This is a genomic window from Paraburkholderia sp. BL23I1N1 (assembly GCF_003610295.1).
Taxonomy (GTDB): Bacteria; Pseudomonadota; Gammaproteobacteria; order Burkholderiales; family Burkholderiaceae; genus Paraburkholderia.
The window spans coordinates 1,432,017-1,446,426 of the sequence record NZ_RAPV01000002.1; the positions used below are offsets into that span (position 1 = coordinate 1,432,017).

Here is a 14,410-nt window from a genome sequence, read left to right on the forward strand (position 1 = left end):
CTGTGCTGCGTGTTCGGGGCTCGGGTGTTGCCGCAGGGGCCGCGCCTACGCTGCCAATGCGTTGCCGGCGGGTTCGGCCGGCGCGTCAGTTCAGTGTAGTTCCGACGCGTCGCGCAAGGATGCAGTTTTGCGAAGCGCGTGTCCAATATATTATTCAGGCTCGATTAGGTCGTAAAATGTATTAATCATGTTGCCTGCCATTCCTGACCTGCGCCAGTTGCGCTATTTCGTGACCGTCGCCGAAGAAAAACACTTCGGGCGCGCGGCCGCGCGCCTTTCCATGACGCAGCCGCCGTTGTCGCAAGCGATTCGGGCGCTGGAGGAAACACTTGGCGTCGAGTTGTTCGCGCGCACCAAGCGCTCGGTCGAACTCACGCCGGTGGGCGCCGATCTGTTGCCGGAGGTTCAGCGCCTGCTGGCGGGCGCCGAGGGCCTACGGCCGCTGGCGCAAAGCCTCGCGCGAGGCGAGGCGGGGGTGCTCTCGCTGGCCTTCGTCTCGACAGCCGATTACGGACTTTTGCCGCTGTTGCTGCGCGATTTTGGCGCAAGCCACCCGCGGGTGCGTCTCGAACTGACCGAAGCCACCAGCGACGTGCAGGTCGACGAACTGGTGGCCGGGCGCATCGATGCGGGTCTCGTGATCGCGCCGCTGCCGTCGCGCCATGCCACCCAGCTCTCGTGGCTGCCGATCGCCCGCGAGCCGCTGGTGATCGCGATGTCGACGGAAATGGCGGCGCGCGTGAGCAGCGCCGCGGGGTCGAATGCTAACCCGCATGCCGAGTGGCTGGACATGCCGATCAGCCTGCGCGACGTCGCCGACGAACCGCTCGTGATCTTCCCAAGACGTTTGGCGCCAGGCTTTTATGACATCATTATGGATTGCTACGGCGTCGCAGGCCTTGCGCCCCGGGTCGGCCAGGAGGCGATTCAGATGCAGACGATCGTGAGTCTCGTGTCGGCCGGCATGGGCGTCGCACTGGTGCCGCAATCGTTGCGTAACCTTCGCCGCACCGGCGTCGTGTACCGGCCGCTCTCCGAATCGGTGCCGGCGATCGAGACGGGGCTGGTCTGGCGCACGGCGGAGGTGAGCCCGGTGTTGGCCGGCTTCATCGAGATCGTGCGAGCGCATGCGGCCACCGTCGCGGCGTAATACGTTGCACGGCATGTCGAGTCTTGACACCGCCGCGAACGCATTGCAAATCGAACCGTCCAATGCATGCGCCGCATGGTGTGCAAACCGCCGGCTGCTACATGATGAAAACCGACTAGAAATCCGCTTCTGAACCTGAACTGCCCATAACAACACGATGCTCATTCACCCGAATTTCGACCCCGTTGCCATTCATCTGGGGCCGCTCGCAGTGCGCTGGTATGGACTGATGTACCTCGTTGCGTTTATCGCGGCGATCGTCGTCGGCCGGCTGCGGCTGCGTTTGCCGTACGTCGCCGCGCAAGGCTGGACCGTTAAAGATATCGACGACATGCTGTTTTACGGCGTGCTCGGAACGATTCTCGGCGGCCGGCTCGGCTATGTGCTGTTCTATAAGGCGAGTTTTTACTTCGCGCATCCGCTCGACATATTCAAGGTGTGGGAAGGCGGCATGTCGTTTCACGGCGGCTTCCTCGGCGTGACGCTGGCAATGGTGCTGTTCGCGTTCCAGCGCAAACGCTCGTGGCTGCAAGTCACCGATTTCGTTGCGCCAATGGTGCCAACCGGGCTCGCGGCCGGGCGTCTCGGCAACTTCATCAATGGCGAGTTGTGGGGCCGTGTGACCGATCCGTCGGCGCCGTGGGCGATGCTGTTTCCAGGTGCAGCGCCGGACGACGCCACCTGGCTTGCTGCACATCCGCAACTGGCCGCGCAATGGCATCTGAACGAAGTGTTCGCGCAATATCACATGCTGCCGCGTCATCCGTCGGAGTTGTATGAAATTGCGCTGGAAGGCGTGGCGCTGTTTTTCGTGCTGATCTTCTTCTCGCGCAAACCCAAGCCGATGGGCGCGATTTCCGCGGTGTTCCTGATCGGCTACGGCCTCGCGCGTTTCACGGTGGAATTCGCACGTGAGCCGGACGACTTCCTTGGGTTGCTCGCAATGGGCCTCTCAATGGGCCAATGGCTCTCGCTGCCAATGATTCTCGCGGGCATCGGCATGCTGGTGTGGTCCTATCGCCGTGCGCGGCGTCAATCGTCGCACGCGGTCGGCGCGAACTGAGCGCTACGTTTTATCGTAGTGGTCAGCCAATGAAAAAAGCCACGGCATGCCGTGGCTTTTTCCTTTACAGCGGTACTTCACGCCTGCCGTACTTCAGGCTAGCGGTAATTCAAGCATTAGCCACGTTACTTCATCTGCACCGAGCCCGACACGTTGACCGTCACGGTCGACGTACCGCCTTCGATCGGCACCGGCGCGGATGCCTTGGCATCGGCGCCCATGGCGCGCGCGCTCATCATCATCATCGGACGCGGCATGACACCGTTGTGCCCGACGTTGACTTCACGAATCGAATAGCTGTTATAGCCGAACGCCTGCGCCGACGAAGCGGCCTGCTCGCGGAACGACTTGATGGCTTCGCCGGTGAGCTTCTGCTCCGCGGCGCGCTGCGCTTCAGGCGATAACGAGAACTGCACGTTGCCGACCTGCATGATCGATGCCATCTGGCCCGCGAGTTTCGACGCCGCGGCGAAGTCGTGCGATTCGAGCACGACTTCCGTACGGCCGCGCCATGCGGAAATGCGGCCGTCACGATCCGTAGACGGGAAGATCGAGAAGGAACCGGTGCGCGCCGTGACGCCGCTCACGCTCTTGGCTTTTTGCAGCGCCGCATCGGCGCGCTGATTCAGCGTGGCGGTGAGCGCGGACGGATCGCTCGCTTCCTGCTCGTAGAACAGCGTGATGTCGACGACGTCTTGCGGCACTTCAGCGCTGGCCTGTGCATTCAGCGACAGCACGCCCGCCGGCTGATAATGCGCCGCGTCTTGTGCGCGGGCCATGGCCGGCGTCAGCGCGAGCGCGGCAGGGGCGACGCATACGAGAGCGAGAGCGAGTGCACGTGCGGTGTTTTTCGTCATTCTTGGACTCCTTGCTAGAACAGGTTGTGCACGATTGGAGCGAACGTTATGCAATGGCACAACGTTTGCGAGTCCGTTAGGCGCTTGTAACCTGGGCTTGGTTCCCTAATTTGACGTTTGCTCAACGTTTGCCTTCATCCGCGCGCGGATTTGAGCATAACTCAAGCAACAACGCTCCACATGTCCGTAGGCAACGTCAAACAAGACGTTTGGTGATGAAGCGCCATTCGGCTTCGGTCACCGGCGTGATCGACAGGCGATTGCCTTTGACGAGCACGCGCATGTCCTTCAATTCTTCATGCTCGCGCAGCGCGGCGAGCGGAATCAACGGAATCTTCTTCTTGAACACCACGTCGACGAGTAGCCAGCGCGGCGTTTCCTGCGTCGATTTCGCGTCGTAGTAGGGGCTTTTCTTGTCGAACTGGGTCGGGTCCGGATAGGCGGTGGACGATACCTCCGCGAGCCCGGCGATGCCCGGCGCGGGGCAACTCGAGTGATAGAACAGCACGCCGTCGCCGACCTGCATCATGTCGCGCATGAAATTGCGTGCCTGATAGTTGCGCACGCCAGTCCACGGCAACGTGTGTTGCGGTGCCTGGGCGAGATGGTCGATGCTTGCTTCGTCCGGTTCGGACTTCATTAGCCAGTAGCGCATGAATCGAAGAGAACGTTAAAGGTTTGAGAATACAGAAGAAAAATCGAGGCCCAAAGAAAAACGGCACCGAACCGAAGTCCGATGCCGTCTTGAAGAAGGTCCCCGCCTTAGCCGCTAGGCCGGCATCCTGAACCGGGGGTTCAGAATTGGTCGCAGTTAGCAGCACTTCGGGTACATCAGACAGAGTGACGCGCACACCCGTGCTACAAATTTCCACAACCGTGCACATGGCATTGGTTCAAGGAATATATGACCTTGGCGAACCAGGCAGGGAGGTCAAACCGATTGAACTCAATCGTTTGCATGAGTCTTGGCTCATGCATTACGCTTGAATTCGCAGCCGATCTCAGGACCGGCCACTTGAGATTGTTCGAGACAGCTGGGTACTTACTGCGTGCTGTACTGCTGAATCACAGTGCCCAGTTGTTCGTTCATTTGGTGCATTGTACGCCGGATTTCTTCTGCGGGAAATGCTTCTCCGTGTCGCACGCTCGTTTGCAGCTTAAGCAGTTCCGATGCCAGCGACAGCGCAGCCATGACGGCAATGCGATCCGTGCCGCGCACGTTGCTGCTATTGCGGATCTTCGACATCTCGGCGTCGACACGTGCCACCGCTTCAAGCAGCGCGCCTTCAGTTTCCGGCGAGCAGGCGAGGCGATAGGGCACGCCGAGAATCGATACTTCGATCTGCTTGGTGGTCATGCATTTTCTCCATGGCGGGTGACGTCGCTCTCCGCTTCGACCTCATGCGGGGCGGCCTCGAGCAGATCGAGCTGATTGTCCGGCTCGTTGTGCGCGCGGGCCCGCGGCAACTTTTCGAGGATCGCATTCAGGCGTACCTGTGCGTCGTCGATCTTGGCCGACAGCGCGTCGCGTTCCGCTTGAAGTGCATCGCGCTCCTCGCGCATCAAGTCGAGCTCGGTGCGCGTGGCCTCTGCTTCCGCACGCGTTTGGGCGAGCAGATTTTCGAGCGCGAGCCGCGCTTCATTGTGGCGTTGGCTGATCGCAATCAGCTTGCCGATATTCTGTGAAAGTGATTCGAGTTCGGTGAGCATCTGCTGCGTCCTCTAAAGACATTGCATTTTAGCGCGGAATGTCGCAGGTTCCGACAATTGTCTCGTTTCGAGACGTAACAACATCGCAATGTGCAGGCTTTTATCGACCATATGATGAAAAGCAAGCCGCGCATCGGACAATAACCTGCACTTAACAGAACAGATTGCGCACGGATTAACCATTCTTGACGGACCCGAATGCCGCTCCTAAACTGCACGCACTCTGGTGCCCGCGCGCACTTTTCCACAGTGCGTGCAGTTAAACGGGAAGCAGGGCGCGCCTCGCCTGAACGCGCGAACCTGCGCTGCCCCCGCAACGGTAAGCGACCGCATTCGTCATGCAGGTCGATCCCGATCGCGTGTTTGAAGCTGAACACGCGAGTGTGCCACTGCGCGTCACGCGTGGGAAGGCGGGATCGATGTGTCGTCAGCCCGGATACCGGCCAGAGGGAGAGGCTCGTCCGCACGCAAACGTAAAACAGCGCGGGTGCCTCGTTACGCGTCGGCCCGCGGGGAAGCGGGCCGCGCATGCTATCCACAGGAATGTCATCCCATGCTGTCCCCCATCGCGCGCGCGGCGTTGGTCGCGCAGATTCCGCTCGACCAGATCGATCACGTCGAAGTGGAAAACGGCAACGTGTCCGCGTTATACGGCTGCGGTGCAATTGGCGGCGTGGTACAGGTCTTCACGAAAGACGGCGGCGACCATCCGTCGCGCTTCAATTTTTCAGTGGGCTGCGGCAGCGATCACACGCAGACGCAGCAGAGCCTCGACTCGGATACGTTCGCGGCGCCCGACCGGCACATGGATTCGGGCTTTGTCGGTTATACGGGGCGCTTCGCACGCAACCAGATTCAGGCCAACGTTCGGCGCGATCAGTATTCCGATTTCGGCGGGGCGAACAGTTACTATCTTGGCTACGGCTTCGACATCACCGGGCACTGGAAGGCGACTGCAAGCTATTCGGATTCGTTCCGCGCGCCGAGCTTCGACGATCACGAAGGCGTGGTACGTCGCCGCGCAGATCCAGAACCTGTTGAACAAGGACTATGAAACGGTCTACTCGTATAACTCGCCGCGGCGCGGTGTGTATGTCACGGTTGGTTGCAGCAGCAGTGACGAACGTCCCTGCATGAGAACGCGTCGATGAACCGCGGCTCGAGTCCGATGCCCACGACCATGATGCGTGTGATGAGCGCGAAGCGCGCGGCCGCGATCTGGCTCGCGCTCGCGGGAATCGCACTGGCTGTGCTGATGGCGTCGCTTGCGCTCGGCAGCGTGTCGCTCGCACCCGGCCGCGTGATGGCGGCGCTGCTGCCGTCGCACGCGGCGCATGTTGAGTCCGCCGATCTTGCGGGTGAGATCGTGCGCAGGCTGCGGTTGCCGCGTGCGCTGGCCGGCTTCGCGTGCGGCGCGTTGCTTGCGCTCGCCGGTGCGTTGCTGCAAGTGCTGTTGCGCAACCCGTTGGCCGAACCCTACGTATTAGGTGTGTCGGGCGGCGCGGCGACGTTCGCGCTGGTCGCGATGATCGCCGGTTGCGCGTGGTGGATCGTCGACGCCAGCGCGTTCGCCGGCGCCTTCGTGTCGATCCTGCTGGTGCTCGGCCTCGCACGCCGCGAGTTGTGGCGCGGCGAGCCGCAGGATACGTCGCCGCGTTTGCTGTTGACCGGCGCGGTGATCGCGGCCGGTTGGGGCGCTGTCATTACGTTGCTGCTCAACCTCGCGCCGGACAACCGGCTGCGCGGCATGCTGTTCTGGCTAACCGGCGATCTGAACGGCGGCACGATGCCATGGGCGGCGCTCGCGGCGCTCGTCGTTGTACTCGTGGCGATCGTGCCCACTGCGCCGCGTCTGAACGTGCTGCTGCGAGGCGACGCCGCTGCGCAGGCGCTTGGCGTCGCCGTGATGCCGCTGCGCTTGCGCGTGTATCTTGTGGCGTCACTCGCCGCTGCTGCTGCGGTGACGACGGCAGGCACGGTCGGTTTTGTCGGCCTCGTGGTGCCGCATATGTTGCGGCTCGCGTTCGGCAACGATCAACGCATGCTGCTGCCGGCCGCGGCGCTCGGCGGTGGTGTCGCGGTGATGGGCGCGGACCTGATCGCACGGACCGTGATTGCGCCGGCGCAATTGCCGGTCGGCGTGATCACGTCGATCGTCGGCGTGCCGGTGTTTCTGTGGATGCTGTTGCGCAGGCGCCGATGATGAACGCACACAACGCACCGCATGCGGCGCTCAGCGCGCAACGCCTGACCTTGCGCGCGGGCACGCGTACCTTGCTCGACGCATTTACGCATACGTTCTACGCAGGCGAGATCTGGTGTATCGCCGGACCGAACGGCGCAGGCAAGACGACCTTGTTATCGACGCTCGCTGGTCTGGCGCAACCGTCGGCGGGCCATGTCGAACTCGACGGCGTGCGTCTTGCCGACTGGCAGCCATTGCCGCTTGCACAGCGTCGCGCGCTGATGCCGCAAAGCGCAGCGGACGCTTTCAGCGCGAGCGTGCTCGACATTGTGATGCTGAACCGCTTTCCGCATCTGACCGGCTGGGGGTGGGAGGGCGAGGCCGATCGTGCTGCCGCGCATGCCGCGCTGGACGGTTTGGGCCTCGCCGTATTTGCTGCGCGCGACGTGCTATCGCTCTCGGGCGGCGAACGTCAACGCGTGGCGCTGGCGGCGGTACTGTGCCAGGAGGCGCCGTTGTTGCTGCTCGACGAACCGCTCTCGCATCTGGACCTGCACCACCAGATCGACTGCCTGGAGGCGCTGACTGCCTGGACGCACGAGCCTCGGCGTACAGTGATGTTTTCGTGCCACGATTTGAACCTCGCGCGCCGCTTCGCGACGCATGCGCTGCTGCTCGACGGCAACGGCGGCGCATATGCCGGACCGGTGCACGATGTGCTGACGCCCACGCTGACGAGTCGCGCGTTCGGCTACCCGTTGATTCTGATTCGCGACGGCGAGCATGAGGCGTTGATTCCCGCGCCGCGCTCGCGTCACGAATCGCCTGCGGCCGATGACACACCGGCAGGCTAGGCGCTTCATCAAACACCCTCTCTTTTAGAAACGTCTATGACTTCTTTGCCAGGTTTGCCGGGATTGACCGAAGTCGAACCGCTCGATCAAACGCTGCGTGCCGAACTGCAACACATCATCGATACCAAGACCAAGCCGCCCGGCAGTCTTGGGCGGCTCGAGACGCTCGCGCGCCAGATGGGGTTGATCCAGCGTACGACGCACCCCACGGTCGAACGTCCGACGATGATCGTGTTCGCCGGCGACCACGGTATTGCCGATGAAGGCGTGAGTCCTTATCCGCAAGCCGTGACCGCGCAAATGGTCGCGAACTTTCTCGCGGGCGGCGCGGCGATCAATGCCTTGAGCCGCGTCTCCGGTGTCGAACTCGAAGTGGTCAACTCGGGCATTGCGACGCCCCTTCCGTCCACTGAAGGCCTCATCGATATTCCGGTTGCGGCCGGCACGCGCAACTTCGCGCACGAACCCGCGATGACGCACGAACAGGCGCTTGCCGCGATGCAAGCGGGCGCGGCTCGCGTGCGACATCACGCGGCGCTCGGCACCAATGTGATCGGCTTCGGTGAAATGGGCATTGCGAATACGTCGTCGGCCGCGTGCCTGATGAGCCGCCTGTGCGGTGTGCCGATCGACGAATGCGTCGGGCGGGGTACGGGTCTCGACAATGCCGGGCTCGCGAAAAAGCGCAACGTACTGGCCTCGGCACTTGCGCATCACGCTGTTTCTAACAACCCGCTCAACGTGCTCGCCGCCTTCGGCGGCTTCGAAATCGCCATGATGACGGGCGCCTATCTCGCCGCGGCCCAGGCGCGTATGACGATCCTCGTCGACGGGTTCATCGCGACGTCGGCATTGCTGGTGGCTGACGCGTTCGCACCGAACGTGCGCGGGTATTGCGTGTTCGCGCATGCGTCGAACGAGGCCGGGCATCGGCGCATGCTCGATCATTTCGGCGCGCTGCCGTTGCTCGCGCTCGATATGCGTCTCGGCGAGGGCACGGGCGCGGTACTCGCGGTGCCGCTGCTGCGCGCGGCGGTGGCGTTCGTCAACGAAATGGCGAGCTTCGAATCGGCCGGTGTGGCGAATCGCGATGCTTGATCTCCTATACGAAGCGCGGTCATTCAGAAGCGCGCACCCGGCTCGTTCATGAACCCGCTCGCGGAGCTGCGCTATTTCTTCACGGCGCTTGGCTATTTCACGCGCGTGCCGGTGCCGCGTTGGGTCGGCTATGAGCCGCACTATCTGAATGCGGCAGCGCGTTATTTTCCGCTAGTCGGTTTGTTGATCGGCGGACTGAGCGCGCTGGTTTATTTCGCGGCGTTGTATGTCTTTCCAGCGGGTGTAGCGGTTCTGCTGTCAATGGCGGCGTCGCTCCTGGTCACCGGCGCATTTCACGAAGACGGACTTGCCGATTGCGTCGATGCGTTCGGTGGCGCCTATACGCGCGAGGACGTGTTGCGCATCATGCATGATTCGCGCATCGGTGCTTTCGGCGCCATCGCGCTCGTGATCGCGCTAGCACTGAAGTGGCAAACGCTCGCCGCATTGCCGCCGATGGGCGCCGCAAGTCTGATGATTGCAGCGCATGCCGCGAGCCGCGTATTCGCAATCAGCTATCTGGCGACGCTCGATTATGCGCGCGCCGAAGGCAAAGCCAAACCCGTTGCGCAACGTTTGAGCGGTTCCGCGTTGCTCTGCTCAGCGGTGTTCGGTTTGCCGTTGCTGCTCTGGCCGAATGGTCCCGGTTTGCCGGATTGGCGCTTCGCAGGCGCGGCCTTCGCCGTGCTCACCGCGCTGCGGTTTGTGATGGGCCGTTACTTCGTTCGACGTATTGGTGGCTACACCGGCGATTGCCTGGGCTTCGCACAACAGATTCTTGAATTGAGCATCTATCTGCTGGGGCTTGCATGGATATCGTACTGATCCGTCATCCCGCCGTCGCGCTCGATGCGGGCGTGTGCTACGGCCAGAGCGACGTCGCGCTTGTCGAGGATGCGGAAGTATCCTCGACCGCGCTTGCATTGAAACTCGCCACGTTGCAGGTGCCGGCGCCGCGCGTGTTCATATCGAGTCCGTTGATGCGCTGCTCGGCGCTCGCCGCTGCGATGGCGAACGATTTCGGCTGCGCGCTCGGTTATGACGATCGTCTGAAGGAGATGAACTTCGGAGATTGGGAGCAGCAGCGCTGGGACGCGATCGATCGTGAGTTGCTCGACGACTGGGCGGCCAACTTCGACCACGCGCGAGCGCATGGCGGTGAAAGCGTCGCGCAGTTCGTCGCACGGGTGCGGGCGTGGTTCGACGCGTTCGCGCAGACGCGTGAGTTGTCGCCGGCTTATGTGGTCACGCATGCCGGGGTCATGCGGGCGATCGCGTCGCTGGTGCTGGACGTGCCGTTGGAACGCTGTCTGCGCTGGTCGTTGGACATGACCGGGATTGTCTGGCTGCGCAGGGAGGGGGAGGCGCAGCAGTGGTCGTTGGTGAGGTGGAATGCGTGAGAGGGGCCGGGTTTGGCGCTTGCCGTCTCCCCTGAATTGCGTTAGTCCCAGTTTTATTCGTGACACTTTTTCAGAAGATATATCGCGAAAATGGAAATCGTGACAAATTTTGCCATGAATAGTGTCGCGATTAGCGCGTTTTATGTCACAATTTCAAGGGAAAGTGTCGCGATTAAGATTTATCGCGACACATGGACCTTGGGGTGGCGCGCATGAACAGCAATGGCATCAAGCAAGAATTGGATCTGATCGAGCAGCTTATTGCTGCAAGCGCCGAGGGGCGGAGCATACGCGCGCTGGCATCGGCACTTGCCACGCGTTGCCATCCCATGCAGCGCCGTACGCTGCAACGTCGCCTCGACGTATTGCTCGAAGCGGGCCGGATCATCTCGGAAGGCGCGGGTCGCGCAGTGGCCTACAAGCAGGTTGCCGCTTCCAGCGCGGCTGTTTTACCCGCACAGGCTATCGTTGGTGCAAGCACCTCGGGTGAGGCCTACGTACCCGTATCGAGTGCGGGTCTCGAGGTGCGTACGGAAGTGAACAGGCCGCTGCACGAGCGCCGGCCGGTCGGCTATAACCGCGCGTTTCTCGAACGCTATCGTCCGAATCAGGACATGTATTTATCGCAAGCGCAGCGTGTGCGTCTGCATGAGTGGGGGCGCACGTCGGCGGATATACGGCCGGCCGGTACCTACGCGCGCGACATCATGAGCCGGCTTCTGATCGATTTGTCGTGGGCGTCGTCGCGGCTCGAGGGCAATACGTACACGCGGCTCGATACAGTACGGCTGATCGAGCAAGGGCACATTGCCGAAGGCAAGGACGCCCAGGAAACGCAGATGATCCTGAATCACAAGGCCGCGATCGAAATGATCGTCGAGAGCGCGGACGAAGTGGGCTTCAACCGGTTCACCGTACTGAACCTTCATGCGATTCTTTCCGACAACCTGATGTCCGACCCGTTCTCCAGCGGCCGTTTGCGCTCGCGCGAAGTGGAGATCAGCGGCACGGTATTTTTTCCGCTCGCCGTGCCGCAGCAGATCGCGGAGTGCTTCGAGGCGGTGCTGAACAAGGCCGCCCAGATCGACGATCCCTTCGAGCAGGCCTTCTTCGGCATGGTGCACCTGCCGTATTTGCAGCCGTTCGAAGACGTCAACAAGCGGGTCTCGCGTTTGACCGCGAATATCCCGCTGATCCGGCAGAATCTGTGTCCGCTGTCGTTCATCGACGTTCCCGAAAAAGCCTATGTAGACGGCACGCTCGGCGTGTACGAAACCAATCGCGTCGAGTTGTTGCGCGATGTTTTTATCTGGGCGTACGAGCGCTCGTGTCAGCGTTATCTGGCGATTCGGCAATCGATCGGCGAGCCGGACGCGTTCCGTCTCAAGTATCGCAACGCGTTGATACAGGTGGTGCAGGAAGTGATTCGCGCCGGCCTTGTCGGCACGCGCGGCGAGGTCGAAACGTTTGCGCAGGATCGGGTGGACGCGGCCGATGTATCTTCGTTTGTCGATGCGATCCAGTCCGATCTCGATCAACTGTATCTGGGCAATGTCGCGCGCTATCGGTTGCGGCTTTCCGAATTCGAGCACTGGCCGTTCAAGCGGGCAGATGCCGTCTCACGCTAACGCGGCACTTCCCGCTTCACAACCTTCGCAGCGGCGTCACTGCGCGCCGCTTTTCCTTCGCGAGCGCGCGAGATCCAGGTCTTCGCACATCTGCTTCGCCCCTTGCGCAATACGCGGCGCCGGCCGGTTGATCAGATCGCCGTCGATCGCAAATAGATTGTTGTTCGCCACCGCCTTCAGGCTCGGCCACGCACGCCATGTATCGAGTTGCGGCAGGGGCGTATCCGGATGCGTCGCGCCAGGTGCGGCGGTGAAGATCGCTTCCGGATTCGCGGCGAGCACCGCTTCGGTGGAGACGGTCGGCACCAGCGGTTCGAGTTTCGCAAACACATTGCGTCCGCCGCATAACGCAATTACGTCGCTGACCATATGGTCGCCGTTGAGCGTCATCAACGGTTGATCCCACACCTGATAGAACACACTGACAGTCGGCCGGCTCGTGTATTGCGCGCGCAATCGTGCGATGTCCTGACGGTATGCCACCGCCGCTGCGTCGGCGCTCGGCGAAGTGCCGAGCAATTGCCCGAGCTTCGTCAGCGACACGGCAATGTCGTCGAGATGATGCGGCTCGCTGAAGAATAACGGCACATGCATTTCGCGCAGGCGATCGAGTTGCCGCTGCGCATTGCCATGCCGCCAGACGACGATCAGATCGGGCTTCAATGCGACGATCCGTTCGAGGTCGAGCGCCTTGTTGTCGCCAACGCGCGGCAGTTCCTTCGCTTCTGGCGGATAGTCGCTGTAGGACACGGCGCCGACCAGTTTCGCGCCACCGCCCGCGGCATACAGCAGTTCGGTGGCATGCGGCGCAAGACTGATGACGCGCTGTGCGGGCGCGGGCAGAGTGACGGTTGCGCCGGTGTCGTCGGTGACGGTAATGGAGGCGTGCGCGTGCAGTACGCTCGCGCACAATGCCGCGACGATGGTGAAGCGCGAGAGTCGAATCATCGAACAGCCTCGCGCAAACTCTCTTCGAAGCGCGTCCATTCGGCGTCGCTCGCAGGCAGCCCGAAGCGCACGCTGCCCGATGCCGCGAACAGCCGCGTCCACACGCCGCGTTGCGCTAACGCTTCATGCAGCGCGGCGGCGCGCGCGTCGTCGGTCCACGCAAAGAGCGGCGTGCTGTGTGTGGCGAGACCGTGTGCCTGCAACAGACTCACCAGACGGGCGCTTTCGGCATCGAGCCGCGTACGCATCTGCTGTTGCCACGCTTCGTCTGCGAATGCGGCGTTGACCGCATGTCGGGCCGGGGCCGCTGACAGTCCACGCCCCGAGCTTGCGACGCAATGCTTCGAGCAAAACCGGCGCAGCGAGTACGAAACCTGCGCGCACACCGGCGAGCCCAAAGAATTTTCCCGGCGAACGCAACACGATCAGCCCATCGAGATGGTGCTTGCCGCGAGCGAGGCCGAAGGCATCGCATCGGCGAAAGCCTCGTCGATCAACAGCGTGCCACCGGCGCGCGACGAGTTGCGCATGCCAGTGCAGCAGTTTTGTCGGTGCTCAGATACTCCGCAGTCGGATTGTTAGGATTCACGACGACCACATGAATGAGCGCGTCGGGCAAGGTGTCCCACGACGTATCCAGTGGCGCGACTTCATGTCCTGTCCGCTCGAACGCAGGCGCATATTCGCTATACGTGAGCGGCGCGATGCCGACCTGGGCACGGGGCAGCAGCGAGGGTAGCGCGCGAATCGCTGCCTGGCTTCCTGCTACGGGCAGCACATACGCAGCGCCGGGCGCGCCATAGTAACGCGCGGCACAGGCGGCAAAACCGTCACCCTCGTCGGGCAGGCGGCGCCAGGCATCGGTGGGAACCGGCGGCACCGGATAGCCGTGTGGATTGATACCCGTCGAAAGATCGAGCCATTGCGCGTACGGAATGCCGTAACGGTTCTGCCGCTTCGTGCAGATTGCCGCCGTGGACCACGTCGTGGAGCGTGATGCCGGTATCACGCGTGGCGACCCGCCATTCGATCAACCATGAAACGGCACACTCAGCAAGGCCAGCACAATCAGTACCGCCAGCCAGAGGATGACCGTCCGTTCAACCAGCATCAAACGCCGCGTGACATGGGTGGCCTTCGCGGGTGGCCGAAACCGGAGCGTCGGGCCTGTGTTCCAGCGCGCCGTGATACATCGCGGGGCCGCGATCAGCACGTTTCAGACTGCCCGCGCCCGACGCCATGACCGGCCCGGCGTTCGGACTGTCCCAACGCGGCGCCTGTTCGCGCCAGCAACGCAGCGCCCGTGCGTGTTGTGTCGCCGAGCACGGCATAGCTTGCCGCGGTGAGGCGCGGCGGAATCCAGTTGAGCACATCGTCAAGGCCGAGCGGCGGCCCAGCCGAAGCGCAAATAGCGTGGCGTGCGGTAGCCCCACATGGCATCGAGCGTGTTGGCCAGACCGGAACCCTAGCGCGCCTGGACCGCCCGCGATGGCGAACCAGAATAGCGCGCCGAAGAT

Annotated in this window: 13 protein-coding genes, 1 other RNA gene, 3 pseudogenes and 1 riboswitch; of the genes and pseudogenes, 9 read left to right on the plus strand and 8 right to left on the minus strand. The window is 62.5% G+C overall.

From position 1 onward, the window contains the following. Nucleotides 1-187 precede the first annotated feature (187 nt). Both B0G76_RS39070 and lgt read left to right on the plus strand, forming a co-directional pair. On the plus strand, nt 188-1,150 hold the full coding sequence (locus B0G76_RS39070; protein WP_120297987.1) for a LysR family transcriptional regulator: 963 nt from the start codon (nt 188-190) through the stop codon (nt 1,148-1,150). A gap of 157 nt (nt 1,151-1,307) precedes the next feature. Beyond that, the gene (gene lgt / locus B0G76_RS39075; RefSeq protein ID WP_120297988.1) at nt 1,308-2,213 is read left to right on the plus strand and encodes a prolipoprotein diacylglyceryl transferase; all 906 of its coding nucleotides are present in this window, start codon (nt 1,308-1,310) and stop codon (nt 2,211-2,213) included. Nucleotides 2,214-2,338: 125 nt separating this feature from the next. Here lgt and B0G76_RS39080 read toward each other — a convergent pair whose 3' ends face one another. The 5 genes from B0G76_RS39080 to B0G76_RS39100 form a co-directional block, all read right to left on the minus strand. Beyond that, on the minus strand, nt 2,339-3,070 hold the full coding sequence (locus B0G76_RS39080) for an SIMPL domain-containing protein (RefSeq protein ID WP_120297989.1): 732 nt from the start codon (nt 3,068-3,070) through the stop codon (nt 2,339-2,341). A 196-nt stretch (nt 3,071-3,266) separates the two neighbouring features. Next, nucleotides 3,267-3,725, minus strand: coding sequence for an EVE domain-containing protein (locus tag B0G76_RS39085; protein WP_120297990.1), 459 nt, complete (start codon nt 3,723-3,725; stop codon nt 3,267-3,269). 95 nt (nt 3,726-3,820) lie between these two features. Continuing rightward, nucleotides 3,821-4,002: non-coding RNA, 6S RNA (gene ssrS, locus B0G76_RS39090), on the minus strand. A 110-nt stretch (nt 4,003-4,112) separates the two neighbouring features. Then, complete coding sequence (locus B0G76_RS39095) at nt 4,113-4,427, minus strand: cell division protein ZapA (protein WP_120297991.1); 315 nt, start codon at nt 4,425-4,427, stop codon at nt 4,113-4,115. After that, entirely contained in the window at nt 4,424-4,780 is a 357-nt protein-coding gene (locus tag B0G76_RS39100; RefSeq protein WP_120297992.1) for an ATPase, read from the minus strand. The genes B0G76_RS39095 and B0G76_RS39100 overlap by 4 nt, the downstream gene beginning before the upstream one ends. A gap of 207 nt (nt 4,781-4,987) precedes the next feature. Beyond that, nucleotides 4,988-5,243: riboswitch (cobalamin riboswitch) on the plus strand. Nucleotides 5,244-5,363: 120 nt separating this feature from the next. On the opposite strand from B0G76_RS39100, the pseudogene B0G76_RS39105 reads away from it, so the two are divergent. The 7 genes and pseudogenes from B0G76_RS39105 to B0G76_RS39135 form a co-directional block, all read left to right on the plus strand. Then, nucleotides 5,364-5,777 (plus strand): annotated as a pseudogene (locus B0G76_RS39105) (TonB-dependent receptor); the annotation flags it as partial. A 171-nt stretch (nt 5,778-5,948) separates the two neighbouring features. Beyond that, nucleotides 5,949-6,983: a FecCD family ABC transporter permease gene (locus tag B0G76_RS39110; RefSeq protein ID WP_409076776.1), complete on the plus strand. Its 1,035-nt coding sequence runs from the start codon at nt 5,949-5,951 to the stop codon at nt 6,981-6,983. Beyond that, nucleotides 6,980-7,819 (plus strand): ABC transporter ATP-binding protein, encoded by an 840-nt coding sequence (locus B0G76_RS39115; RefSeq protein WP_120298111.1) that lies wholly within the window; start codon nt 6,980-6,982, stop codon nt 7,817-7,819. Before B0G76_RS39110 ends, B0G76_RS39115 begins: the two co-directional genes overlap by 4 nt. A gap of 36 nt (nt 7,820-7,855) precedes the next feature. Further along, complete coding sequence (gene cobT, locus B0G76_RS39120; RefSeq protein ID WP_120297994.1) at nt 7,856-8,917, plus strand: nicotinate-nucleotide--dimethylbenzimidazole phosphoribosyltransferase; 1,062 nt, start codon at nt 7,856-7,858, stop codon at nt 8,915-8,917. Between the two features lie 48 nt (nt 8,918-8,965). Continuing rightward, a complete protein-coding gene (locus B0G76_RS39125) occupies nt 8,966-9,742 on the plus strand; it encodes an adenosylcobinamide-GDP ribazoletransferase (RefSeq protein ID WP_120297995.1) in 777 nt (258 codons plus the stop codon). Next, entirely contained in the window at nt 9,727-10,317 is a 591-nt protein-coding gene (cobC, locus tag B0G76_RS39130; RefSeq protein ID WP_120297996.1) for an alpha-ribazole phosphatase, read from the plus strand. Before B0G76_RS39125 ends, cobC begins: the two co-directional genes overlap by 16 nt. Before the next feature lie 212 nt (nt 10,318-10,529). Next, nucleotides 10,530-11,945, plus strand: coding sequence for a Fic family protein (locus tag B0G76_RS39135; RefSeq protein ID WP_120298112.1), 1,416 nt, complete (start codon nt 10,530-10,532; stop codon nt 11,943-11,945). 36 nt (nt 11,946-11,981) lie between these two features. On the opposite strand, the gene B0G76_RS39140 is transcribed toward B0G76_RS39135, so the two are convergent. The 3 genes and pseudogenes from B0G76_RS39140 to B0G76_RS39150 all read right to left on the minus strand — a co-directional run. Continuing rightward, nucleotides 11,982-12,893, minus strand: coding sequence for a cobalamin-binding protein (locus B0G76_RS39140; RefSeq protein ID WP_120297997.1), 912 nt, complete (start codon nt 12,891-12,893; stop codon nt 11,982-11,984). Next, nucleotides 12,890-13,891, minus strand: a pseudogene (gene cobD / locus B0G76_RS39145) (threonine-phosphate decarboxylase CobD). The gene B0G76_RS39140 and the pseudogene cobD overlap by 4 nt, the downstream one beginning before the upstream one ends. 32 nt (nt 13,892-13,923) lie before the next feature. After that, nucleotides 13,924-14,410 (minus strand): annotated as a pseudogene (locus B0G76_RS39150) (cobalamin biosynthesis protein); the annotation flags it as partial.

Bases quoted from the DNA above. Each gene is read 5' to 3' on its own strand.
- cobT (WP_120297994.1), top strand. From the start codon at position 7,856: ATGACTTCTTTGCCAGGTTTGCCGGGATTGACCGAAGTCGAACCGCTC.
- B0G76_RS39070 (WP_120297987.1), top strand. From the start codon at position 188: ATGTTGCCTGCCATTCCTGACCTGCGCCAGTTGCGCTATTTCGTGACC.
- B0G76_RS39115 (WP_120298111.1), top strand. From the start codon at position 6,980: ATGATGAACGCACACAACGCACCGCATGCGGCGCTCAGCGCGCAACGC.
- lgt (WP_120297988.1), top strand. From the start codon at position 1,308: ATGCTCATTCACCCGAATTTCGACCCCGTTGCCATTCATCTGGGGCCG.
- B0G76_RS39085 (WP_120297990.1), bottom strand. From the start codon at position 3,725: ATGCGCTACTGGCTAATGAAGTCCGAACCGGACGAAGCAAGCATCGAC.
- B0G76_RS39080 (WP_120297989.1), bottom strand. From the start codon at position 3,070: ATGACGAAAAACACCGCACGTGCACTCGCTCTCGCTCTCGTATGCGTC.
- B0G76_RS39095 (WP_120297991.1), bottom strand. From the start codon at position 4,427: ATGACCACCAAGCAGATCGAAGTATCGATTCTCGGCGTGCCCTATCGC.
- B0G76_RS39100 (WP_120297992.1), bottom strand. From the start codon at position 4,780: ATGCTCACCGAACTCGAATCACTTTCACAGAATATCGGCAAGCTGATT.
- B0G76_RS39140 (WP_120297997.1), bottom strand. From the start codon at position 12,893: ATGATTCGACTCTCGCGCTTCACCATCGTCGCGGCATTGTGCGCGAGC.
- B0G76_RS39125 (WP_120297995.1), top strand. From the start codon at position 8,966: ATGAACCCGCTCGCGGAGCTGCGCTATTTCTTCACGGCGCTTGGCTAT.
- cobC (WP_120297996.1), top strand. From the start codon at position 9,727: ATGGATATCGTACTGATCCGTCATCCCGCCGTCGCGCTCGATGCGGGC.
- B0G76_RS39135 (WP_120298112.1), top strand. From the start codon at position 10,530: ATGAACAGCAATGGCATCAAGCAAGAATTGGATCTGATCGAGCAGCTT.
- B0G76_RS39110 (WP_409076776.1), top strand. From the start codon at position 5,949: ATGCCCACGACCATGATGCGTGTGATGAGCGCGAAGCGCGCGGCCGCG.